The organism is Paenibacillus sp. J22P169 (assembly GCF_059691995.1).
The window spans coordinates 2,044,609-2,068,695 of record NZ_JCAUAO010000001.1 but is presented as its reverse complement, the minus strand read 5'-3'; the positions used below and the strand labels follow the sequence as shown (position 1 = coordinate 2,068,695).

Here is a 24,087-nt window from a genome sequence, read left to right as displayed (position 1 = left end):
GACGTAGAGTGGTCAATATTTTGGCTAGTTTATGAGTATAAGGTAGGTTTATAGTAAAACGTAAAGTGTGTACGTAGGGAGGATTATCTATGAATAGTCGATTATTATTAGAAGCATTGTTAGAAGCTGAAGCTGATCACGGTAGCTTGTTTCATGAAGCCTTGCAGGTGGTCAATGCACCTATGATCCAAACGGAGAGCCCCCTGCTCACTTCGGTTTATAACGAGATCACACCATTGGTACACGAATTTGAAAGCAAACCGATCGCGGCATTACCCTTCAAAGAGTGGGATTTATTTCGTTCAAAGGGATTGCGAATGGAGTTCGAAACGCTCTATTTTGATCGCCGTCGGCGCTTAGCAGCTTTGGTCGTGGCCGCTTTGAAAGATGGGATTGAGCCTTATCTGTCGGCGTTGGAAGATACCATTTGGGCGATTTGCGATGAATATACGTGGTGTTTGCCAGCACATTTAATGAATCATGATCCTGCAGTTGAGGGAGAAGAATTCAAACATATTGATTTATTTGCTTCAGAAACAGCTCATGCGCTAAGTGAGACTTGCCATATATTCCGAGCTCAGCTTAATGGTTTGGTAGTCAGAAGAGTGCAACGTGAGATAATGGCGCGAGTGCTCGAGCCGTATATGACCCTCAAGAGAGCCTATTGGTGGGAAACATGCGAGATTAACTGGTCCGCGGTTTGTGCGGGGAATATTGGTATGGCTGCGATTTACCTGATACCTGATTCGAAAGCACTGATGCCGATTATTGGACGCGTTCTCGCGTCGATGGATTGCTTCCTTGAAGGGTTTTCAGAAGAAGGCGCTTGTTTGGAAGGATTAGGCTACTGGTACTACGGGTTTGGCTATTACGTGTATTTCAGCGAGTTGTTGAAGCAGCGTACGGGAGGCAAAGTGGATATCCTCCAATCGGATGCCAAGGCACGCAAAGTCGCTCAGTTCCCACAGCGATGTTTCTTGCAAGGCAACCATATTGCCAATTTCTCCGACTGTGCTAGGAAGAATGGCATTCAAATTGGTATTTTCAGCCGGTTATGTGAGCAGTTTGCGGAGATTCGGATTCCAACGTTAGATAATCAGCCACTTGCCGTTGATCATTGCGGACGCTTCGCAAGTGCCGTGCGTAATGTTGTGTGGTTGAATGAACCGCTGCTTCGCGAACGTGAGGAGATGCCGCTGCAGACAGACTTCCTGTCAGAAGCACAATGGATGGTGAGCCGAGCAAAGGTAGGGAAGCAATTCGTCAGTTTTGCTGCCAAAGGCGGTCATAACGATGAGCCCCATAATCATAATGACATTGGACATTTCATATGGATCGTAGATGGGGTCAGATGGTTCGAAGATTTGGGAGCGGGTTTATACACTAAGCAGTATTTCGGTGATGAGCGATATTCTATTCTGTGTAACAGCTCAGCAGGTCACAGCGTTCCGATCATTAACGGCAACTACCAGCAGGCGGGCATCGCACATCGTGCGGAGGTACTCGCTGCTGATCTCACAGCTGCTAGTGACAGGTTCACGTTGGATCTGACTAAGGCGTATGTTGAGCCTACACTTGAGAGGCTCGAGCGAAGTTTCGACTTTGATAAACAGCAAGGCAAGTTGACCCTTTCGGATTCTTTCGAATTCCGTGAATCTGGCGCAGCGGTAACGGAACGCTTCATTACACAGCATAAGCCAGTCATCGTACAGGATGGCGAGATTCGGGTGGGTGCTGCGTCTATGGCCAATGACCAACCTCAGCAGCTGATACGATATGATGCGAAACAGTTGAAAGCATCGATTCATACTGTGGAGCATCAGAATCATGAGGGTGGTACGGAGATTGTTTACTTGATTGATCTAGCTGCAGCTGAGGTGGGAGATCAAGTGAGGATTGTAGTGACGTTGGAATTAGGGTGAAAATAACTTAAAACCTCCGCTTTTTTCTGGTATCCGCTGCACGTGCAGAGATGATCGGAAATGAGCTGGAGGTTTTTCTTTACTACGCATTCAACCATAGTCCGAACTGTTGGCGATATTGTATAGGGGTTAAGCCTGTTTTGATCTTGAACATTCGAGAGAAATAGTTCGCATTCTCCACGCCAAGCTCATATGAAATTTGCGAGACAGGCTTCACACTAGTTGCAAGGAGCTTCTTGGCTTGTTCAATTTTGATGCTATGAACGAAATGGAGCGGTGCTTGTCCTGTTTGTTTGATAAACAATTTGCGCAAATGGGAGTCACTAAGCTGTACCAGCTCCGCCAGTTCCTTAATTTCCGGCATTCGCTGCGGATGCGCATGTAGAAAATGGATGATGGTATGGATCCGTTTGTCCAGGTGCGAGTAACTGGAGCTGGGCTCAGCCACGCCTCGCGTATGCAGCAGCGAATACAAGATACGGAGCAATGAAGCCTGCTGCAGCAAATGAATATAAGGAGTCGCATCCCGTTCAGAGGCAAGCATCTCGTGAATAACGGGTTCAACCAAGTTTGCGCTATCCTCATATAAAAGCGGCAAATTCAAAAGCTGCACCCAGCTTCGATTGCTGACTAATGAGATTTCGGCATCAAAGTTAATGCTGGTTAACAACAGTTCATCAGAAATGGCGTGAAAGCTGATCAAGCTTTGGGCAGGCAGAATGATGATGTGACCCTCTTTACAACGCAAGTCCGTATGATCAATCTCAAGTTGGAAGCTTCCCTTATGCACATACCACATCACACAGTGTCGGAGTGTGCGCCCTTTGGCCTGCCAGTGATAATCAAGCTGATATTGTGTAATATGCAGAAATCGGATCTCTAACGCTTCAATCATCATCTGAAAAGAATTCAATGCGTATCCCTCCGCACCCGTGTCTCGTCTGTTCTTATTATTCTATCATGTTCGCAGCGACTAGACGAGGTGAGGAGGAGTGGCCCATTTTAAGCCTGCGGCACGACGCCTTTAATATCTTCATTTCGTTTCAACCGATCTTCACCGTTCACTAGGAAGGTGCGGATGCGCGAGGTATCGCCGCCCCATTCGTCGATTTTGAACTTGACCTCTGGGGTCGTATATCGTACCGAGAAGGCTACGCGAGGAATATTTGACTTATTATTTTCAGAGCCATGGAAGGTAGCTTCATTGAAAAAAGCAATCTGACCAGGCGACATCTCTAAGTCGATGGCTAAGGATTCGTCAACCGACTCTGCTGGCAGGCCTTGCTCGAATGCACTTTGGTCGGTCCCAGTTGCAACATGCGTGACGAACGATTTGTGCGTTCCTGGAATCACGCGGAGGCAACCGTTCTCACGAATCGACCATCCCAAGCTCACCCAAGCTGTCGCATTGATCGCAGGTTCCATGGGCCAATAATTGATATCCTGGTGCCAAGGAATGAATTTATCATTATTAGGTTCTTTGTACCAGAAATGCATGGCCCATAACACTAAGTCATCTCCTAGAATCTGTTTCATCGCGTTAACGATGCTCGGGTGCGTAGCGAGCGTATAAGCCCAATGATGACGCTGATGCCAGGCGGACAGGTTCATTTTGGTGGGACCCGGCTCAAATTTATTTTGTTCGATCACCTCGAAGAATCGATTATAGTACATATCGGATTCTTCCAATGTTAGTCCTTGCATAGGTCCGCTATAGCCTTCGTTGGCATACTGGGTGAGTGAGAATGGATCGCCTTTTGTTATCATACATGTAACCTCCCATGTGAGTTAGCTCTAATTTCTTGCATAATGTAATTGTAAATCTCACAGCCCTTCAGAGTAAGGAAGTAAAACGATTATGAATAGCACAAAACGATTGTTTTAATTGGCATAGGACCATCTAGGAAGGAAATGAGTAGGACCGTGTTGAATTGATAGTACAAACGGCCCAGCTAGGGCTTACAGCTTAGGTTATTCGGATAAAGGGGTTCTACGGATGACAATTCCTGCAACGACAACAATGGATTTGAATTTACTGCAAATGATGCTGGATGATATTGAAGACTCTATTTACATTATGAAGGTATCTGGTGCGGAGATTATGTATTTCTACGTTAACCAAGCCGCAACGAAATTTAGTGGGATCACGATGGATCGAATGGGGACATCTTTTTTTGAGTCCAATTCGAGTCAAATGGCGGACTACTTATATAAAAAATATGCCCGGGTTCTCGAGGAACGCCGCACGATACGGTACGAGGATGGCGTTAAATTACCCAATGGGACGATAAGCGGCGAGAGCATTTTAACGCCTATTTTGGACGAGAATGGGAATGTAAGCTTTATTTTTTCAGTGACTCGGGATATTACAGAGCGAAAACAGCATGAGAATATTTTGTACAGCTATGCGTACCAAGATGATCTTTCTAATCTGTTTAATCGCAGATATTTATTAGAGCATGTCGTAGAGCCATCAACGATCTATTTATTGGATTTGGACAATTTCAAAAATATTAATGATACGTTTGGCCATCAGGCGGGAGATTCCGTGCTTGTAGAAGTGGCATGCCGCCTTATTGAAGTATTTGGAGATAGTCGTTATTCGCTTGTTCGCTTAGGGGGAGACGAATTCGTGGTCGTAGATTCCATGCTATCGCTACGTGTCGAAGAGACGGCAGAGCAGCTGAGTCAGCTGTTTCATGATCCTTTCAAAGTAGATGAACATGCGGTGAAAGTGAATGTGAGTATCGGAATTGCAGAGCGAAAGCACGAAGAAACGATTCAAGATTTGCTAAAGCAAGCAGATATCGCTCTATACACAGCCAAAGGAGCAGGTCGAAAGCGTTATCATTTGTTTGAAGCCTCATCTCGATATAATCATGTGGAAAATTTCATTCATGAACTAGCCCTCTCGCAAGCTATTGAAAAGAATGAGCTGCATTTGCAGTACCAGCTGATTTATAATCCGGCTTCCGGGCGAGCTGTTGGTGCTGAAGCACTCCTGAGATGGAGCAGCGAGAATGGTGGACATATGCAGCCCAATGATTTCATCCCCATTGCGGAGGAAACAGGTCTCATCGTACCCATCGGCTATTGGGTTATCCGTCAAGCTTGCAAGGATTGGCATCAACTGAAGGAGATCTACGGTCCTCTATTCAAAATATCGGTCAACATCTCGCGTATTCAATTAAATGAGGAGAGCTTTGCCCAAGAGGTATTGCAAATTTTGAAAGAGGAGGGTGTGGAACCACCCGCCATGGAATTAGAAATTACCGAAAGCACGACCCTTCACTCGCTGCAAGAAGTGCAGCTCATCTTGAGTAAGCTGCGGATGGCTGGGTTTACGATTGCTTTGGATGATTTCGGAACGGGCTATTCGTCGTTAAGCATGTTAACGCTTCTGCCGATTGATAAGCTGAAGATCGACCGCATTTTCATCGCGGATGGGAATGTCCCGCTGATCGCGGCTATACTAGCTATGGCCAAAGCACTGAATTTACAGGTTGTCGCAGAAGGCATTGAAACGAGTGTTCATTTCCACATGCTCGCGGACATGCAGTGCTGGGGCATACAAGGCTACTTTATTAATAAACCCACACATTATACGGAATTGCCAAGGGATTTGGTTCTGGCAAATCAGCAATCAGTTATGAGAGAATAGTTTTGCACAAAAAAGTTTAGTAGTCATGTGCCGTTATACGCCTAGTTGCGTATAACGGCATTTTTGTATTTTTGAGGACTCTGAGTCTTGTCAATTTTTGCTTCTATCACCGCGTATGTTAAAATAACATCGGTTAATTAAGCGTTGGAGGTTGCACATGAGAGCATTAATTTTTGAACAATTCGGTGGTCCCGAAGTACTCATATATAAGGAGATTCCAGACCCCGTTCTGGAAGCGGATCAGCTTCTAATCAGGACAAAAGCGATAGGTCTGAATTTTGCTGACGTCTACCGGCGCAAAGGTAACTATCATTTGGCTGGGAAGCCGCCCTACATACTTGGGTACGAAGGCGCGGGGATAGTCGAGCAGGTGCCTGGGCATATCAAGCATATTCAAATTGGGGATCGCATCGCATTTGCCGACGTTCCCTTTGCGAATGCGGAGCTAGTCGCCGTTCCTGTAGACCGCGCGATTCCGCTGCCTGCGGACATCTCCTTTGAACATGCGGCTGGACTTCTGCTGCAAGGCATGACCGCGCATTACTTAGTGAACGATAGCTATCGTGTTCAAGCGGGAGATGAAGTGCTCATCCATGCCGCGGCAGGCGGTGTGGGACAGCTTTTGATCCAATTGTGCAAAAGGAAAGATGCAAGGGTAATCGGACTCACCTCATCCGAAGGCAAGAAACAAGTTGCCCTAGACGCGGGTGCAGATGAAGTCCTCCTCTATTCTTCGGACTGGGTTTATGGGGTAAAGCAATGGTCAACTGAGAAAAGCGGTGTTCAAGTTGTCTACGATTCAGTAGGCTCAACCTTAATGGATAGCTTTGCCGCGGTTCGAACCAAGGGGACTGTCGTGTTCTATGGCATGGCAGGAGGAGATCCAGCGCCTGTGGATCCGAGGATGTTGATGGATACTTCCAAAACCTTAACGGGCGGCGACCTCTGGAATCACGTGACTAGCTTAGACAATCGCATGAAGCGAGCCAATGATTTGTTCGATGCGCTTCGAGACGGAAGCTTGAGAATGGATACACTGACAACGTTCTCCTTGAAGAATGGCGCAGAAGCACACAAATTACTCGAGAGTAGACAGTCTACTGGCAAGATTTTACTCATCCCTTGAGACAGAAGCGGTAATTCTTAGAGAAGTTCTAGGGTTACCGCTTTATTTTCAACAATAATTTTGAACATATAGTCCATGCAGCTGCTTATTCTAGATATTCTCGCTATGCCCAAAGCATGTTAACTTTAAAGAGTAGATATTTAAAGGAGGCTTGAATGTGCAATGAGCATAAACAAATTGAGAATTGGTGTTATTGGTGCAGGTTCAATTTCAGATTTGCACTTTGCGTCATATACGAAATCAGAGGATGCTGTTATCGTTGCTGTCTGCGACCTTAATCGTGAACGTGCAGCCGCGAAAGCGGAGAAATATGACATTGCTCATATTTATACAGACTATAAAGAGCTTTTGGCAAACCCGGAGATTGATGCGGTTAGTATTTGTACATGGAACAATACGCACGCAGAGATCAGTATTGCTGCTCTTCATGCTGGCAAGCATGTATTGGTAGAAAAGCCGCTATGCAAAACTGTGGAAGAAGCGCAACGCATTCAAGATGCGGTTCGTGAAACAGGGAAGATTCTTCAAGTTGGATTTGTGCGAAGATATGATACGAATGCACAGCTTGTGAAGCATTTTATAGATAATGGTCAATTGGGTGAGATTTATTATGCGAAAGCATCGTGTCTCCGTCGATTAGGGAATCCTGGCGGGTGGTTCTCGGATGTTGAACGTTCAGGTGGCGGTCCGCTGATTGATATTGGTGTACATGTGATTGATGTGTGTTGGTACTTGATGGGCAGACCGAAGCCGGTTGCTGTGAGCGGACATACGTACAACAAGCTAGGAAATCGGAAGAATGTGAAGAACTTATCCTTTTATAAAGCAGCTGATTATGATGCGGAACGCAATACCGTTGAGGATTTGGCGAATGTTTTGATCCGTTTTGAGAATGGGGCTTCCCTCATGGTGGATGTGAGTTTCACGCTTCATGCTAAGAAGGATGAAATCGCTGTCAAGCTATATGGTGATAAAGGCGGCGTTGAACTTGAGCCTGAGATTGTGTTTGTAACGGAGATCTTGGATACGATTACGAATGTGACACCTCAAATCAATAACAAGTCGATTGACATCAGCAGCGCTTTCCAAAATGAAATCAATCATTTCGTTTCTTGCTGTCAAACAGGCCAAACTCCGATTAGTCCGGTGGAAGATGGTCTTGAAATGATGAAAATTCTTTGCGGCATATATGAATCAGCTGCGAAGGGGCAAGAAATCAGATTATAGTCCGACGTATCGGAACTAAGGAGGAGCACGTATGAAGCTCGGGGTAAGCACATATAGCTTGTATCAGGCGTTAAGGTCTGGCGAGATGTCGATCATGGATGTTATCGATTGGATTGCGGATCAGGGAGGTGAACATGTCGAGATTGTGCCGTTGGGGTATGACTTACCGGGTAACTTTGCGCTTGCGGATGCGATTCGTGAGAAAGCTCAGGCCCGAGGTATAGCTATTTCCAATTACGCCATTGGCGCTAATTTCCTAACAGAGACTGAGGAGCAGTATCTACAGGAAATTGAGCGAGTGAAGGGCGAGGTCGATCTTGCTGCCAGATTGGGCGTTACCAAAATGCGGCACGATGTTGCTCGAAGTGAGGATCTCTCGATTCGAAATTTCAACGCCAACCTGGATCGGTTAGCTGAAGCGTGCCGTCAGATTGCTGACTATGCGAACCAGTTTGGAATTGTTACCAGCGTTGAGAATCACGGATTCTTTGTGCAGCATAGTGAACGTGTTCAAGCCCTGATTCATGCCGTTGATCGTGAAAATTTCAGGACAACATTGGATGTTGGTAATTTTGTGTGCGTAGACGAGGATTCCGTTGCTGCTGTGACGAATAATCTTCCTTATGCTTCTATAGTCCATGTGAAGGATTTCTACATACGTCCTTCCAATCAGAATCCAGGAGAAGGCTGGTTCAAATCATCCTATGGTACCTTTTTGCGGGGAGCGATTGTAGGACAAGGGGATTTGAATATGCGTGAGATTCTACGTGTGGTCAAAAGCTCGGGATATGATGGTTACATTTCTTTGGAATTTGAAGGGATGGAAGAGTGCAAGAAGGGCACATCTATTGGATTGCAGAATATCCGAAGATTGTGGGATGAAATTAACTAGCATTAAGTTAGCGATAAGGAGTTGTTCAACAAAATGATAATCAATCCAATCGGTATTATGGTAGATAGCCTGCGTCTTGGACTGCGGGAAGGATTAAAGAAGTCGAAAGAACTAGGTGCGGATGGCGTCCAAATTTATGCAGTTTCCGGTGAGATGGACCCAGCGAACTTAACGCCGGCGGCGCGTAAAGAGTTGCGTGACTACATCGCATCATTGGATCTTCAAATTTCAGCGCTTTGCGGCGACTTAGGTGGACATGGCTTTCAAGATCAGACCGTGAATGCAGCAAAAATTGAAAAATCCAAGCGTATTCTAGACCTTGCTGTTGAACTGGGTTCGTCGGTTGTGACGACGCATATTGGCGTTGTGCCAGAGGATCGGAACGATCCGATTTATCAGACGATGCTGCAAGCTTGTGAAGAGCTTGGTGTCTATGCGAGCAGTTTAGGCGCTTATTTTGCAGTGGAAACAGGGCCTGAAACGTCGGCGCATCTGAAAAGTTTCCTCGATAACCTATCCACCAAAGGTGTCTCGGTTAACTTTGACCCAGCGAATATGGTGATGGTGACTGGGGATGATCCTGTTCAAGGGGTCTACACCCTGAAGGATTACATCGTTCACACGCATGTAAAAGATGGCATTCGACTTCGTCAAGCAGATCCGCGTGAGGTATATGGTTCACTTGGCTATAAGCCGATGACCCACGAGAACATCGCTGAAGCAGCAACATCCGGAGATACGTACCGTGAGCTAGCGCTAGGTGAAGGTCATGTTGATTTCGACCGATACTTTAAGGCGCTGCAAGAGATTGGCTACAAGGGTTATCTAACGATCGAACGTGAAGTAGGCGAGCAGCCTGAGAAAGATATTGCCAGCGCAATTGCTTTTATTCAAAAGTATAAATAAAGGATAACCCTCGCCAATGGCGAGGGTTTCTTTGCTGCTCCCAAATAGAACGCGGTCGCTCATCCTATTGGAACTTTAATAGATTTTTTTCTCATACCTAGACCAAGTGCGAATTGCAGCATACGCTGTAATGTCAGCATGTCTGCCGACAGAGCAAAGATTCTGTAACAAATATTTACAAATTGGGCTTCTTAATGTGCCAGAATGAGAGTAAAATAGAGGACAAGAGGAGGATTGATTTATGATGAGTACACTGAAGAGTTTCACGGATTCGGAACAGCAGATTTCGTTGGAGTTGAGAGATGATCATTTAACAGTGCTTCGTTTCTACGGTGAAACATCCATTTACCCTTTCAAAAATATTTCACTTGCCTCTGAACCGATTCCTGAGTACCCCCTTAATCGCGTCGCCTTAACTGTTATTGATTTCCACACAGGTGTAACCGATTTCAAATTTTCGTCGAATCTGCGAGACTTTGAGATTTTCGTCCAAAAGCTTCTGGAAGTGCATAGCGAATTCATACCTAATCATAAAATCTCATAAGTATATGTATCAAAAACCGCCGCGGCGGTTTTTTTGTGTTTGAGGTGGAAGTTACTATCAATCTGTGCTAGGAAGGGGGATTTTAAGAAGCTAAGTCTAGTAAGCAATTTGAGTATGCTGGAATATGAAAAGATTAGGCAGTGACTAGGGGACATCTTTCTCGTTTTCTGTATCATCACTATTATTTTCAAGAACACTTCTATTTCGATAAACTGTATCAGCTACATCGACTACATCGGCAACTCAGCAACATCAGCAACATCAACTACATCAGCTACATCAACTACATCAACATCAGCACATCAGCAACATCAGCTACATCAACTACATCAACATCAGCTACATCAGCACATCAGCAACATCAACTGCCTCAACAACATCAACAACCTCAACTACATCGACTACATCGGTTACCTCAACTACCTCAACTACCTCAACTACATCAGATACATTAACTACATTAATCCCAGCAGCTACATCGCTACATCGACTTCAATTAATGCCTGCCAAGCAAATTTGGGCTAATTTTCTGCTCCAGAGCAACTATGCTTAGCTACCCTATGCTAAGAATATCGAACCCTCCGACAAAATAACTGGAAAACATACATCTAATTTCACGCGGATCGTCGATTGAATTCGAATAACTGTAAAAAGTACAGTTAATTTCAAGCTTTTGCGTCAAAGAGGAAAGAATCCCCAGAAATAGCTGTACTATTTCCATCTAATTTCCAAAATGAGTTGAAATAGGCGAAAATAGATGGAGTTTTTCCAGTTATTTGGTGTAGCTGCAGGCTGAATACCCACTATCGCTTAGTCCTATGCTTCCAACCAATCAGCTAGCCACCAACCTGGCTACTCAGCCACCATTCAGCCAATCAGCTAGCCACCAACCTGCCTACTCAGCCACCATTCAGCCAATCAGCTAGCCACCAACCTGGCTACTCAGCCACCATTCAGCCAATCAGCTACCCGCCAACCTGCCTACTCAGCCACCATTCAGCCAATCAGCTACCCACCAACCTGCCTACTCAGCCACCATTCAGCCAATCAGCTACCCGCCAACCTGCTACTCAGCCACCATTCAGCAAATCACCTACCCACCAACCTGTCTACTCAGCCACCATTCAGCCAATCACCTATCCACCTACCTGCCCACTCAACCACCAAGCCAACCACCATCCCAACCATTATTGGCACGTTTATTTTAAATACGGATGTCGAAATACATCCGGCGTCTGGCCAACGGCTTTGCGGAAGGTCGAAATGAAATGCGAAGCATCGAGAAACCCCGTAGCCTCTGCGATGTGTTTAACGGTAAGATCAGGCTGCGCGATCAGCATTTCTTTGGACTTCTGTAGGCGCAGCTGAAGCAGATATTGGTAGGGAGAGAGTCCGAAAGCACGACGAAATAACGTATTCACATGCTGCGGAGAGACGCCGAGCTGAGTCGCCATCCAGCTTAGTCCAACGTGGGCAGCGGCGAAGCTTTGTTCGAGCTCGAGCAGCAGCGGCAGAAGCCGCTCATGACTTTGCGAGAAGGAGGCACTCTTGTTCAGGATGCCGTGCTTCTTAAGCAACGTCAGGAATTGATAGATTTCCAGGGAGCCGTTGGTACCGGTGAAGTCGTGACTATCGCGATATTTATGATAGTAATACTCATGAATACTAGCGAGCGGCGTATCAGGTCCCCAGCTAATTTGCGTGGAGAGAGGGATTTCCAAGGCATGTACGATAGATGCAGCAAGCGCGCCGTCAAACGTTAAATACCAGGTTGACCACGGAGTTTCAGGTACGTGATAAGCATGAGGGACACCGCCGGCGAGGAGCATACCTTGCCTTTCACCAAGTCTAACGGGACCGCTGTCCAGAATGATTTCGCCACTGCCGGAGATCGTTTGCAGCCAATGAAAGCACGGATATCCTTCTTCGCGTTCATAATACTGCTGCTCTCGCTCATATCCGATCGTTTCGAGGATAAGGGGGAGCTTGCGGTCGGTTTCGGTAATGACGAAAAACTTTCTATAATCAATTGCCATGAATGACTCAGCTCTTTCATTTTTTAATATGTGATGCGTAGTTTCTTATATTTTAAAAGAAATAGTTGTCTTGTACAATAAGGGAAGCAGGTTGATTCATAATCCAATAACCTAAAGTGAGGCATAACATCTATGGCGAATAAATTTGTATACACAGCACCTGAAAACGGTTACCCCGAGTGGAATAATAATCCGGAGATCTTCCAATTGAATCGATTAGAGGCTCATGCCACCTTAATGCCTTATCATACAGAAGCAGAAGCTTTGGCAGGAGTTCGGGAATCTTCGCAATTTTATCAAAACTTAAATGGCACATGGAAATTTCACTTTGCGGAAAATGCGGAGGGACGTCCACAGAATTTCTACAAGACTGACTTCGAAACAAACAATTGGGCGGATATTCCCGTGCCATCGCACTGGCAGCTGCAGGGCTTTGACTTCCCGCAGTACACGAATATCATTTATCCATGGGTAGGTCACGAGGATCTCAAGCCTCCATTTGCCCCAGTAAAATATAACCCTGTCGGCTCTTATGTGCGCAGCTTTTCGATCCCTGAAGGTTGGAACGGTCAGCCCGTCTACCTAAGCTTTCAAGGTGTGGAATCGGCCTTCTATGTGTGGGTGAATGGTGATCTGGTTGGCTTTAGCCAGGATTCGTTTACACCAGCGGAATTTGATATTACGCCTTATTTGATCGATGGCGAGAATAAGCTTGCGGTGGAAGTGTATCGTTGGAGCGATGCTAGCTGGTTAGAAGATCAGGATTTCTGGCGTTTAAGCGGGATTTTCCGTGACGTATATGTGTACACAACGCCAACAGCGCATATCGCTGATTTCAAAGTAAATACGAATCTAGATTCAGCTTACCAGGATGCAGAGCTGCATATTCAAGCTACAATCACCAACTATGATCTGCTGAGCCAAGGCGTGCATCATGTTGAAGCGATGTTATACGATGGTGAGCAGCAAGCTCTGTGGGAGGAATCGCTTCGAGTTGGCATTCAAACGAGCAGTACGGCTAAACAAGCGGTGGAATTCTCTGCTCACATCGATCGTCCAGCCAAATGGAGTGCAGAAAGTCCATCCTTGTATACGCTCGTTCTTCGTTTATGGAATGAAGAAGGTACACTTTTAGAGACGGAGAGCTGTAAAGTAGGCTTCCGCAAGTTTGAAATCGAAGACGGTTTGATGAAAATTAACGGCGAAGTCATCAAATTCAAAGGTGTGAACCGCCATGAATTTGACCGTGATCGCGGACGTTCCGTTGAAGAGGAAAGCATGCTTTCTGATATTTTGCTCATGAAACAATACAATATTAACTCTGTGCGGACTTCCCATTATCCGAATCATCCGCGCTGGTATGAACTTTGTGACGAGTATGGCTTGTATGTGATTGATGAAACGAATCTGGAAACGCACGGTTCTTGGACCTATAAGCAGGAAGAGTTGGGTGAATCGGTGCCAGGGAGCCGACCAGAATGGACGGGAGCGGTGCTGGATCGTGCGAATTCGATGCTGCAAAGAGATAAGAACCATCCTTCCATCGTAATTTGGTCGTTAGGCAATGAGTCCTCAGGCGGGGACAATTTCTTGAAAATGCATGATTTCTTCCGTGAAGCTGATCCTTCCCGTGTCGTTCATTACGAAGGCGTCTTCCACTGGCGTGCCTCTGATCGTGCATCGGATATGGAAAGTCATATGTATTCGAAAATTGAGACCATCGAAGAATACGCGAACAACAAGCCGAAAAAGCCGTTTATTCTTTGTGAATACAGCCATGCGATGGGGAACTCCTGCGGTAATTTGTTTAAGTACTGGGATTTGTTCGACAAATATCCAGTCTTGCAGGGCGGATTCATTTGGGATTGGATTGATCAATCCATTCGTACGACGACGCCAGATGGCATCACGTATCAAGCCTATGGCGGCGATTTTGGGGATACGCCAAATGATGGCAACTTCTGTGGCAATGGCTTGATCTTCGCAGATCGCTCGGTTTCACCGAAGCTGCACGAAGTGAAGAAATGCTATCAGAATGTGAAGTTCGAGGCAGTGGATGCGGCGAAAGGTCACATCAAAGTGACAAACCAATTCTTGTTCACGAACTTGAATGAATTTGATTGGACATGGACAATTGCACGTAATGGTGTTGCGGCGGTTAACGGTGTGGTAAGTGAATCTTACTCAGTTGCACCTGGCGAAACAACGACGGTAGAGCTTGCACTGAGTACATTTGAAAGTCTTTTCCCGAACGATGAATTCGTATTAACGCTGAGCTTAGTCTTGAAGACCGATACAATCTGGGGAGCTAAAGGTCACGAAATCGCTTGGGAGCAATTTATCCTGCCATCCACTCATCCAACTGCTCTTTCACGCAATTGGGAAGCGGAGAAAGAATCCGCCGCGGCACTCTCTACGGAGACTGCAGTGAACGTATTGACCTTAGCAGATAGCATTACGCTTCAAGGTGAGAATTTTGCTCTACGAGTTGACGCTGCGACAGGGGATATAACCTCCTACTTGTACGAAGGCGTGGAGCTGTTCCAAACGGGACCGGTACCGAACTTCTGGCGTGCCTATACGGATAATGACCGAGGCAACCAGCACCACATTCGTTGTGCACCGTGGCAGGGAGCAGGAAGTGGACGCAAGCTCCTTTCCTTGCAAGCGAAATCACTGGATGCTGGACGCGCTGAGGTTCGTGTACGCTTTGAGCTAGCGACACAGCCTGCTTCCAAAGTGCAGCTCGTCTATACCGTTTCTACCAGTGGCGAAGTCGAGGTTAGCATGCAATTAACGCCTGGCGACAAGCTGCCAGAGATCCCAGAAGTAGGCGTCATGTTCGAATTGGACGCCGCCTTCGAGAACCTAACGTGGTATGGCCGCGGGCCGCACGAAAACCACTGGGATCGTAATGTAGGTGCCAAACTTGCGCTGCATAGCGGCACGGTTGAAGAGCAATTCGTTCCCTATTTGCGTCCGCAGGAATGTGGCAATAAGACCGATGTTCGTTGGGCGACCCTCACGAATGCAGCTGGTCGTGGACTCCGCATTGCAGGTTTGCCAACGGTTGAGCTTAATGCGCTGCCGTACTCACCTTCGGAGCTGGAAGCGCATGATCACCCATATAAGCTGCCTGTAAGTGATAAAGTTGTTGTGCGTGTGAACTACAAGCAGATGGGCGTTGGCGGCGACGATAGCTGGGGAGCAAGAACACATCCCGAGTTTACGTTATTCGCAAACCGTACGTACACATATGCCTTCACCTTCAAAGGTATGTAATTAGACATATAAAGCCGTTCCATGGGTGGCTTCACCCGTAGAACGGCTTTTTGCTTTTAATCCTTTAATGCCCAGTCGCGCCCTCAAATTCCTTTGTAGGATCAAGTTGTTCTTTACTCATGGCAAAGGCGAATACAAGCGCTAATGCTGCAGGGACAATAGTCCAAGCGAATGTGAGCACGATAGATGAGGATAAGGCACTCGTGATTTTGTCCAGCACAGGGGCGGGAATCTCAAGTCTTTTGGCAGGATCTAGTAAGGTATGCGAATCGCCGGCAGGCATATTGACGGGCGATTGCCCGCCAGCGGAGAATGCTTCTGTCATTTTTCTGGTAAATGCGTGGCTCTGGATAATCCCAAAAACCGTAATCCCAAGCGTCATGCCTAGGGAACGGAGGAAATTCAAGGTCGATGTGGCTGAGCCGCGTTGCCGAGCATCGAATAAGTAAATAGCAGCATTACTGAGGACGGAGAAGGAAGCGCCAATCCCAAGACCGATTACAATCATATAAAGGGTCACGAGCCACCGCGGTGAATCACCTGATAGCGTCGTTAGCAATAGGGTACCCACAACGAGCAATGCGATTGTCGGAATCATGATGGAACGGAAGCTGTATTTGGTCATCAAGAACCCACCGCCTGTTGCCGTTACCACAGTACCAAGCATCATTGGCAACAGTACTAAGCCTGAGTTCGTAGCCGTACCGCCTAATACACCCTGGATAAAAATTGGAATATACACCGATGCCGTAATGAAGGCCGCACCACTAAAGATCGCGACCGCATTACTTGTCGCATACAAGCGATTCTTAAACATCGCGAACGAAATAATCGGCTCGGCGGCTCGACGTTCGATGAAGATAAATGTAATCGTCAACACAGCGAATAGTGCGAATAAACCAAGGATAAAAGCGGAATCCCATGCATATTGTTTGCCGCCTAATTCAAGTGCAAACATAAGCGATACGATGGCAGAGACAAGTAATATGGCTCCCCACCAATCAATTCGTTGCTTAGAGTGCTCGACAGATTCTTTATAGAAGAAGGCAATGAAGATGAAAGCGAGCAGTCCAAGGGGAAGGTTGATATAAAAGACCCATTTCCAACTAATATAATCGGTAATATAGGCGCCTAGCAGCGGCCCAAAAATGCTCGACATGCCGAATACGGCCCCGAACAAGCCGCCAAGTTTACCTCGAGATTCCAGAGGGACGGCATCGAACATAATCGTGAAAGCGATAGGTACGAGTGCACCGCCGCCAAAGCCTTGAACTGCCCGATAAATACTAAGCTCGACAATCGAGTCTGCCGTACCGCAAAGAATGGAGCCTAGCATGAACACGAGGAGCCCAAATACGAAGAACTTCTTACGGCCATACATATCGGATAGTTTCCCGAAGATCGGCATTCCTGCCATCTCAGCAACCATGTAAGCGGAGGTCACCCATACGAATTTATCCAATCCGCCTAGTTCTCCGACAATGGTCCCCAGAGCCGTTGCCACAATGGTATTATCCATAGAAGCCATAAGAATACCTAGTAGAAGCCCTGCAAGGACAATACCTAATCCTTTATTCTTCTCTGGTGTGGACATAACGTTTCGTTTCCTCACTTTCTTCTACCTGAATTGGTTTCAATTACCTATTTAATATGTACGCAACACGTGCAACTTGATATCAGCCTTAGGATGTATTTTCTAAATACGATGAAAGGTTGTGCCTGAAAAGCGATCCCAGTTTGACCAGAAGGAGAGAGGGTGATAAGTTTAAAAGGTGATTCAAAGAACAACTAGGTATCGGGAGAAAGGTGGACATCCATATGACAAATCATTCAGCACAACCCATCATAGGACTCATTGGAACAGGCGTTATGGGGAAAAGCATGGCAGGACATTTTATTGGGGCAGGATATGAGGTTCATGTTTATACACGTACGAAAGCGAAAGCGCAGGAGCTTGTAGAAAAAGGTGCGATTTGGCAGGAGACGCCTGGGGCATTAGCACAGAAGTGTCAGGTTATTATGACCATGGTTGGTTTTCCGAGCGATGTTGAAGACATATATTTTGGGCAAAATGGGATTCTCGCTATGGCACAGCCAGGCAGCTTTCTGATCGATTTGACGACTTCGAGCCCGTCTTTGGCAAAACGGATTTATGAGGAAGCGTTGACTCGTCAGTTATTCGCTTTGGATGCTCCTGTTTCTGGCGGAGATATCGGTGCTAGAGAAGCTCGATTGTCCATCATGGTCGGTGGCGCTCGCGAAGTATTCGAGCAGATGCTGCCTATTTTCCAAAAAATCGGCACGAATATCGTCCATCAGGGTGAAGCGGGCGCAGGGCAACACACCAAGATGTGTAACCAAATTGCCATTGCAAGTAATATGATGGGTGTAGTTGAAGCGCTGGTCTATGCCAAGAAAGCGGGGCTCAATCCGACAACTGTACTGCAAAGCATTGAAACAGGTGCCGCGGGCAGCTGGTCTTTAAGCAATTTGGGGCCACGGATGATTGCTGATAATTTTGCACCAGGCTTCTATGTGAAACATTTTATCAAGGATATGAAGATTGCGTTGCAATCAGCGGAAGAAATGAACGTGGAGCTTCCAGGCCTTTCACTCGCCAAATCCCTCTATGAGCAATTAGCTGCAATGGGCGAAGAGGATAGTGGTACCCAAGCGTTGTATAAATTAATTAATAAGTAAACTTACACGCAGCGACTTGGAGGCTGACCTATGAAAATCGTCATCGCACCAGATTCATTTAAAGGAAGCCTTAGCTCAGAACGGGCAGCCGAGGCAATTAGAGACGGGATTCTGCGAGCTAAGCCCGAAGCAGAAACCGTCCTCATTCCGATCGCGGATGGGGGAGAAGGCACGGTGGATAGTCTTGTTCGAGCAACACATGGCGAGAAGATTTCTATCCAAGTACGAGGGCCGCTGCAAGAGGAAGTGACGGCCATGTATGGAGTCCTCGGAGATGGCGTCACGTGCGTGATAGAGATGGCGTCAGCTTCCGGCCTTATGCTAGTTCCAGCAGAACAACGAAACCCGATGCTAACGACAACATTTGGTACGGGTCAACTGATTCTACATGCGCTCGATCAAGGATATCGATCTTTTATCCTTTCGCTTGGCGGCAGTGCAACCAACGATGGAGGATGCGGGATGCTCCAAGCGTTGGGTTTACGGCTCCTAGATGCGGAAGAGCGGGAGATTGGCGCAGGAGGGCAAGCGCTGTCTCTCATTACACACATTGATGCCGTCAAGTGGGACGAGCGTATTGCTGAATCCCGGTTTATCATTGCTTCGGATGTCACGAATCCATTTATCGGTCCGCAAGGGGCATCCCCTGTATTCGGACCGCAGAAAGGTGCGACACCGGATATGGTTGAAGCGCTCGATGAAGCGCTCACCCATTGGGCAGATTTGATGGAAGCGCATACGGGGATTGCTGTGCATCATCGTCCTGGGGCAGGCGCCGCAGGAGGACTTGGCGGTGCATTTCAGGCTTTCTTCCCCTCGAGCACGACGAAGCGAGGGATCGACGTCGTGATGGAGATAACGAAGTTGAATGAGCATCTGCAGCATGCACAGCTCGTATTCACTGGCGAAGGGCAGACGGATGCGCAGACGGCCTCAGGCAAAGCGCCAATGGGGATTGCGCAGGCTGCAGCGAAGTTTGGCGTACCCGTTATCGTCTTATCGGGATCCGTAGGGCAAGGGATTGAGAAGCTATATGAATCTGGGATGACAAGTATTCACAGCATCGTAAATGGTCCGATGACCCTTCAGGAGGCGATGGGCCGCACTTCTGAGCTTTTAGCGCAGAAGGCGGAGCAAGTGATGCGTACGTTTATAGCTGGAAGTAAGAAGGAGGAATAGATCTTGTCAACGAATAAACAAGGAGTACGTTAAACGCACGAAAGAGGTATACCTACAGGCTCCTAGTCATAAATAAGGTTATTATGATGTAAAAAGGAGTAAGCTCATGACATTGGAAGCCCAATTCTATGTAGCGACAACTGGGAATGATGATCACGATGGGAGTAAAGATGCCCCGTTTTTAACCATAACAAAAGCGCAGATGACAGTTCGGGACAGCATCCAAAACGGGATGAGTCACGATGTCATCGTGTTTTTGTACGGCGGCACCTATTATTTAGAAGAAACATGGCAATTCGATGAGAGAGATTCCGGGAGAAATGGTTACCGTGTAACCTATCGCAATGTGCCTGGTGAAGTTGTAAGCATTGTGGGTGGAAAGGCGGTTACGAACTGGGAACCCTATAGCGCAGACATGTGGCGGGCGTGGCTGGGGACTGGAAGGAGCTTCCATACGCTGTATGCGGATGGGGAACGAATTGCCAAAGCACGGTTTCCGGCAACGGGTTACTATCAAGTAGAGGGGGAACCAGAGGCAAGTTATACGGAAGGAATTCACTACCGCGAAGGTGATATTCCGCATGGAAGTGACCTCTCTCAAGCGCAGGTATTCGTATGGCCTGGGAAGGGAGAGTGGAATTGGTTTTCAGAGCTGAGAGCCCTGAAATCCCATGATGCGGAAGCCAGATATGTACGATTCCAGCAGCCTTCCATCTGGGATATCGGTGTAGGCTCGCGTTATTTTATCCAAGGCTCGCTCGATTTTCTTCAAGTACCAGGTCAATTTCACTTGGATGAGAAGGAAGGATGGCTCTATTACAAACCGAAAATAGGGACACCGTTACAACAAGAGATGATTGTACCAACGGTAACAAGGCTGATTGAATTGAGAGGCAACGATCAAGATGAGCCTATTCAGCATCTTCATTTGCAAGGACTCCACTTCTCTTGCACAGACTTCTGGTCGAATTATCAAATGATTCAGGAAGACGAGGGCTTAAGTAATGTGGAGCGGGATGAGCATCGTGAAGGAATGGTCTATATGCAGTACGCGGCGGATATCGAAGTCTCACATTGTCAGATCGTGAACTCAGGCAGCTGCGGCATATTCTTGGATCAACATACGAGGAACATCGGATTTAACGGTAATCGCATCGAGCATGTAGGATATATGGGTATATGTGCCTCAGGATTTTCACCGCTCCAAGGGGAATTCACTTCAGCGGCTGCCTCCTACACGAATAAAGAGCATCGGATAACAAATAACGTGATTCGGTATGGTGGTGAGCTGATTGGGCATGGCTGCGGGATATTGCTCTATCAAAGCGGACATAACGAAATCGCCCATAATCTAATTTCGCATATGCCGCGATATGGCATATCGTTGAAAGGCTTACGTCACAAAGTCATGCCAGCAACTATTTATGGGATAACGGTGACTTGGGAGAATCACTGGGACTTCCTGCATACGCGGAATAATGAGATCGCCTATAACGATATTTCGAATGTGATGATGGACAGCCAGGATGGCGGTTTGATTGAATCTTGGGGTGTAGGGACACAGAATACGATTCGTGGGAACCGCTTACATCATAGTGGGATTCATTTTTCATTTGGTTTCGGCATTTATTTGGATGATGCTTCGGACTACTTTACCGTAACCCAGAATGTGTTGACGCACCTGTATAGTACAGGGGAAGGAAAGCTTTGGATGCTTATTTTTTCCAAAGGCATTGGCAACCTTATTCAAGGAAATTTACTCGTATCGAATCCCGATGCGATAGCTGCTATTGGCACACAAGAAATGGCGGGCGAAGACAATAAGGATGTCAGCGTGAAGGGGAACATCATATATAATTCCGGCTACCTCTATTATTTCGTCAATTGGCGCGATGATAAATTTGCCGAAGCAGATCGGAATCTCTATTGGCAGGATCAGGCTAAAGGCGTCTGTCAGGTTGCTGGTATGCTCCCCTTACCATCTTCGGGTGCTGACTTGCTAAAACGTCAAGTCTATGACTGGCAAGCGTGGCGCTCCTTACTTGGAGGTAAGTTTGACGCGCACACAACGATTGCAGATCCTAGGTTCATACTGTCACCGGAGGGAAGGATTCGACTCCAACAGGATTCACCTGCCTATGAACTTGGTTGGGTTGACATTGATGATACCCAGATAGGACCACAGTAATATCGCCATAATGTGAGGGGGCTTGGTATTCTTGAAAGGTTTCGGATTCTATAAATCCAAGAAATATTTGCAGCGTGTACTAAGTTCAATCATGTTATCGATGGTTATTGTGCTATTAGCATCCTCATTCGCCAATACATATTTGCTGGAGAAGTCGGTAAAAAGGATTCAGGAGGATTCGAATCTGAAAATCCTCACGCAAATGCAATACAATTTCTCCTACATGAATGAAATCATCACACATTTATCGTACTTCGTTTTTAAGGATAACTTGCTCATACCATTGATGTTTGATGAAACCTTGCCCAAGATGGACTTAATTCGCAGCTACCAACGCATGTCCAGTATCATGGACAGTTCATCGTTCTTACATTCCATGGTCGTCTATAATCATACGCAAAATGAGATTTACGGGACCACGAGCGATTTTCTTTTAGACGGCGGCGTTACCAAAAAGAAAATTTCAGATTGGCTGCTAGACCCCTCCCAGAAGCATGAAACCTCCCGGCTCATCCCCGTGAGCCTTGAACACGAGGATGGACAGATCGATGCGTTCGCTTTTGTTGTAACGGACTCCTTAAAACCTTTCTCACGCGGTGAATCAGCCATTGTACTCTATATCAAATCCGATTGGGTCTTCGACAGCTTAAAGAAAATGAACGATACGGGAAGCCGATCCCAAGGTGATATTCTAATGGCGGATCAGGAAGGACGCTTATACTCCTCGCGTTTTATTGATGAATACGCGCGTACAACGACGCAAGACACCATACACAGCTACATCATGAATCATAAGCTAGCAACGAACGAACCTTCTGGATTCGTCATAGGGGACGTAGACGGTAAGAAAAGCATGATTACCTATATGGCAGATCCAATCCCGAATTGGACGATTCTCTATGTACAGTCGTATGACAAACTGATGGCGGAAGTCACACAGACTCGTGTGAAATCATTGCTGGTTTCTGGCGTTCTACTCCTGATCGCTATTGGTATATCGGTCTGGTTGTCTTATAAATTGTATCACCCGATCGAAGATATGCTGCACCGAATTCGCTTCCAGCACCCGCGCGATGGACACGCAAGGCGAAACGAAGGTGATGAGTTGCATGCCATGAGTGAGAATTATTTGGAGTTGTCCCATGCATTGCAGGAAATCAGCTCTGAGCACATCGTCAATAAATATTACATTCGTAAATTTATGACAGACGGCCAGATGTTTTCGCATCACGATATGATTAGTCTGATTGAAAAGCATCGATTGAACATTGCCTATCCCTCCGAAATCCTTGTTTGCGTGCTCCGCTTGGATCGTTTCCAATCGTATGCAAGTAACACGGCCCTTTCCTTGAAGAAAATGCATAGCTTTGCCATCACGAATATTGCGCAGGAAATGATGTCCAAGACCTATCCATGTGAAGCCGTGGAGGTATGGGGAGATCATGTCATCCTCATCGTATCGCGGAATGACAAGGCGACGACAAGCGAAATGGATAGGATTGTTCATATCCTTGGGGACATCCAGCATACGATTGAGACGTATTACGATTTGAGTCTATCGTGTGGGCTCAGTGATCCGATTTTACAGCTTACTCAGCTGTCCTCTGGGTATACCCAAGCCTTGCAGAATAGCTTGTATACGGTCATTTTCGGCTACAGGTCCATCATTACGAGTGAAATGGTGAAGGAAAACAATGCAAATAAGCGTGTATCCATCCCAGAAGCCATTGAGCGTAAATTATCGGAGAGCTTGAAGAAGGGGTTAATGACAGAAGCGGGTATCGAATTGGAGAAAGCCTTCTCCCTTTTTGCCACCTTTCATTATCATGATATTCATCGCGCCGTAACGAATTTAGCCTGGGTGATCAAATATACAGTCGTTGAAATTATGGAAAATCGAGTTACGAAGATGAGCTTCAACGTCGATTATATTCATCACATCCCGCAGGAGAAAGAGACGCTAGAGGAGATGTATGTCGCGCTTCTGGCTTTATGTGCACAAATTTGCGATGGCCAGAAACCGTCCAATGTGGAACGGAATGACATGATTCTGGAAACGGTCAAAGAACTCATTCATCAGAAGTATGCGGATATCAACCTCAGCCAACAAACTATCGCTGCAACAGTCAAGCTGTCATCTGCTTATCTGGGGAAATTATTTAAGGATAGTTACCAGCAAACGCTTACCGAGTATATCAACGATATTCGACTCAAGCATGCGCAACAGCTACTTGAGAATGGGGATCATTCAGTCTTAGATATTATGGAAAAATGCGGATATGCGAATCCGAGTTATTTTTTTCGATTATTCAAAGCCAAATTCGGCAGTACACCGAAAGAATACCGCATGAAGAAATCCATTTCATAAGAGGGGAAATGTGTACATCTCGCCGCCACTTCTTCCACCAATTGGTGCATGGAAGG

General features: G+C 46.5%; 16 protein-coding genes. 12 read left to right on the top strand and 4 right to left on the bottom strand.

Annotated elements, in window-relative coordinates:
* The first annotated feature begins 89 nt into the window (after positions 1 to 89).
* Positions 90 to 1,922, top strand: a complete 1,833-nt coding sequence (locus AC58QG_RS09805) for a heparinase II/III family protein (protein WP_497361863.1) — start codon at positions 90 to 92, stop codon at positions 1,920 to 1,922.
* Between the two features lie 82 nt (positions 1,923 to 2,004).
* Here AC58QG_RS09805 and AC58QG_RS09800 read toward each other — a convergent pair whose 3' ends face one another.
* On the bottom strand, positions 2,005 to 2,835 hold the full coding sequence (locus AC58QG_RS09800) for a helix-turn-helix domain-containing protein (protein WP_497361862.1): 831 nt from the start codon (positions 2,833 to 2,835) through the stop codon (positions 2,005 to 2,007).
* An 89-nt stretch (positions 2,836 to 2,924) separates the two neighbouring features.
* Positions 2,925 to 3,689 carry a phytanoyl-CoA dioxygenase family protein gene (locus AC58QG_RS09795; RefSeq protein ID WP_497361861.1) on the bottom strand — a complete coding sequence of 255 codons (765 nt, stop codon included), beginning with the start codon at positions 3,687 to 3,689 and terminating at the stop codon, positions 2,925 to 2,927.
* 229 nt (positions 3,690 to 3,918) lie between these two features.
* On the opposite strand from AC58QG_RS09795, the gene AC58QG_RS09790 reads away from it, so the two are divergent.
* From AC58QG_RS09790 to AC58QG_RS09765, 6 genes are all read left to right on the top strand, one after another.
* Positions 3,919 to 5,583, top strand: a complete 1,665-nt coding sequence (locus AC58QG_RS09790) for a putative bifunctional diguanylate cyclase/phosphodiesterase (protein WP_497361860.1) — start codon at positions 3,919 to 3,921, stop codon at positions 5,581 to 5,583.
* A 157-nt stretch (positions 5,584 to 5,740) separates the two neighbouring features.
* Positions 5,741 to 6,709: a quinone oxidoreductase family protein gene (locus AC58QG_RS09785; protein WP_497361859.1), complete on the top strand. Its 969-nt coding sequence runs from the start codon at positions 5,741 to 5,743 to the stop codon at positions 6,707 to 6,709.
* A gap of 162 nt (positions 6,710 to 6,871) precedes the next feature.
* Positions 6,872 to 7,936 (top strand): Gfo/Idh/MocA family protein, encoded by a 1,065-nt coding sequence (locus AC58QG_RS09780; RefSeq protein WP_497361858.1) that lies wholly within the window; start codon positions 6,872 to 6,874, stop codon positions 7,934 to 7,936.
* A gap of 31 nt (positions 7,937 to 7,967) precedes the next feature.
* On the top strand, positions 7,968 to 8,828 hold the full coding sequence (locus AC58QG_RS09775) for a sugar phosphate isomerase/epimerase family protein (RefSeq protein ID WP_497361857.1): 861 nt from the start codon (positions 7,968 to 7,970) through the stop codon (positions 8,826 to 8,828).
* A 33-nt stretch (positions 8,829 to 8,861) separates the two neighbouring features.
* A complete protein-coding gene (locus AC58QG_RS09770) occupies positions 8,862 to 9,734 on the top strand; it encodes a sugar phosphate isomerase/epimerase family protein (protein ID WP_497361856.1) in 873 nt (290 codons plus the stop codon).
* 241 nt (positions 9,735 to 9,975) lie between these two features.
* Positions 9,976 to 10,278: a hypothetical protein gene (locus AC58QG_RS09765; RefSeq protein WP_497361855.1), complete on the top strand. Its 303-nt coding sequence runs from the start codon at positions 9,976 to 9,978 to the stop codon at positions 10,276 to 10,278.
* A 1,199-nt stretch (positions 10,279 to 11,477) separates the two neighbouring features.
* Here AC58QG_RS09765 and AC58QG_RS09760 read toward each other — a convergent pair.
* The gene (locus tag AC58QG_RS09760; protein WP_497361854.1) at positions 11,478 to 12,314 is read right to left on the bottom strand and encodes an AraC family transcriptional regulator; all 837 of its coding nucleotides are present in this window, start codon (positions 12,312 to 12,314) and stop codon (positions 11,478 to 11,480) included.
* Positions 12,315 to 12,446: 132 nt separating this feature from the next.
* Here AC58QG_RS09760 and lacZ point away from each other — a divergent pair, with 132 nt between their 5' ends.
* Entirely contained in the window at positions 12,447 to 15,596 is a 3,150-nt protein-coding gene (gene lacZ, locus AC58QG_RS09755; protein ID WP_497361853.1) for a beta-galactosidase, LacZ type, read from the top strand.
* A 64-nt stretch (positions 15,597 to 15,660) separates the two neighbouring features.
* Here lacZ and AC58QG_RS09750 read toward each other — a convergent pair whose 3' ends face one another.
* The gene (locus AC58QG_RS09750) at positions 15,661 to 17,190 is read right to left on the bottom strand and encodes an MDR family MFS transporter (protein WP_497361852.1); all 1,530 of its coding nucleotides are present in this window, start codon (positions 17,188 to 17,190) and stop codon (positions 15,661 to 15,663) included.
* Positions 17,191 to 17,414: 224 nt separating this feature from the next.
* Here AC58QG_RS09750 and AC58QG_RS09745 point away from each other — a divergent pair, with 224 nt between their 5' ends.
* From AC58QG_RS09745 to AC58QG_RS09730, 4 genes are all read left to right on the top strand, one after another.
* Positions 17,415 to 18,296, top strand: coding sequence for an NAD(P)-dependent oxidoreductase (locus tag AC58QG_RS09745; protein WP_497361851.1), 882 nt, complete (start codon positions 17,415 to 17,417; stop codon positions 18,294 to 18,296).
* Positions 18,297 to 18,326: 30 nt separating this feature from the next.
* On the top strand, positions 18,327 to 19,475 hold the full coding sequence (locus AC58QG_RS09740; protein WP_497361850.1) for a glycerate kinase: 1,149 nt from the start codon (positions 18,327 to 18,329) through the stop codon (positions 19,473 to 19,475).
* Positions 19,476 to 19,581: 106 nt separating this feature from the next.
* Positions 19,582 to 21,663 carry a right-handed parallel beta-helix repeat-containing protein gene (locus AC58QG_RS09735; RefSeq protein ID WP_497361849.1) on the top strand — a complete coding sequence of 694 codons (2,082 nt, stop codon included), beginning with the start codon at positions 19,582 to 19,584 and terminating at the stop codon, positions 21,661 to 21,663.
* 31 nt (positions 21,664 to 21,694) lie between these two features.
* On the top strand, positions 21,695 to 24,031 hold the full coding sequence (locus tag AC58QG_RS09730; protein WP_497361848.1) for an AraC family transcriptional regulator: 2,337 nt from the start codon (positions 21,695 to 21,697) through the stop codon (positions 24,029 to 24,031).
* Positions 24,032 to 24,087 lie beyond the last annotated feature (56 nt).

Bases quoted from the DNA above. Each gene is read 5' to 3' on its own strand.
- AC58QG_RS09805 (WP_497361863.1), top strand. From the start codon at position 90: ATGAATAGTCGATTATTATTAGAAGCATTGTTAGAAGCTGAAGCTGAT.
- AC58QG_RS09795 (WP_497361861.1), bottom strand. From the start codon at position 3,689: ATGATAACAAAAGGCGATCCATTCTCACTCACCCAGTATGCCAACGAA.
- AC58QG_RS09790 (WP_497361860.1), top strand. From the start codon at position 3,919: ATGACAATTCCTGCAACGACAACAATGGATTTGAATTTACTGCAAATG.
- AC58QG_RS09785 (WP_497361859.1), top strand. From the start codon at position 5,741: ATGAGAGCATTAATTTTTGAACAATTCGGTGGTCCCGAAGTACTCATA.
- AC58QG_RS09780 (WP_497361858.1), top strand. From the start codon at position 6,872: ATGAGCATAAACAAATTGAGAATTGGTGTTATTGGTGCAGGTTCAATT.
- AC58QG_RS09775 (WP_497361857.1), top strand. From the start codon at position 7,968: ATGAAGCTCGGGGTAAGCACATATAGCTTGTATCAGGCGTTAAGGTCT.
- AC58QG_RS09770 (WP_497361856.1), top strand. From the start codon at position 8,862: ATGATAATCAATCCAATCGGTATTATGGTAGATAGCCTGCGTCTTGGA.
- AC58QG_RS09765 (WP_497361855.1), top strand. From the start codon at position 9,976: ATGATGAGTACACTGAAGAGTTTCACGGATTCGGAACAGCAGATTTCG.
- AC58QG_RS09760 (WP_497361854.1), bottom strand. From the start codon at position 12,314: ATGGCAATTGATTATAGAAAGTTTTTCGTCATTACCGAAACCGACCGC.
- lacZ (WP_497361853.1), top strand. From the start codon at position 12,447: ATGGCGAATAAATTTGTATACACAGCACCTGAAAACGGTTACCCCGAG.
- AC58QG_RS09750 (WP_497361852.1), bottom strand. From the start codon at position 17,190: ATGTCCACACCAGAGAAGAATAAAGGATTAGGTATTGTCCTTGCAGGG.
- AC58QG_RS09745 (WP_497361851.1), top strand. From the start codon at position 17,415: ATGACAAATCATTCAGCACAACCCATCATAGGACTCATTGGAACAGGC.
- AC58QG_RS09740 (WP_497361850.1), top strand. From the start codon at position 18,327: ATGAAAATCGTCATCGCACCAGATTCATTTAAAGGAAGCCTTAGCTCA.
- AC58QG_RS09735 (WP_497361849.1), top strand. From the start codon at position 19,582: ATGACATTGGAAGCCCAATTCTATGTAGCGACAACTGGGAATGATGAT.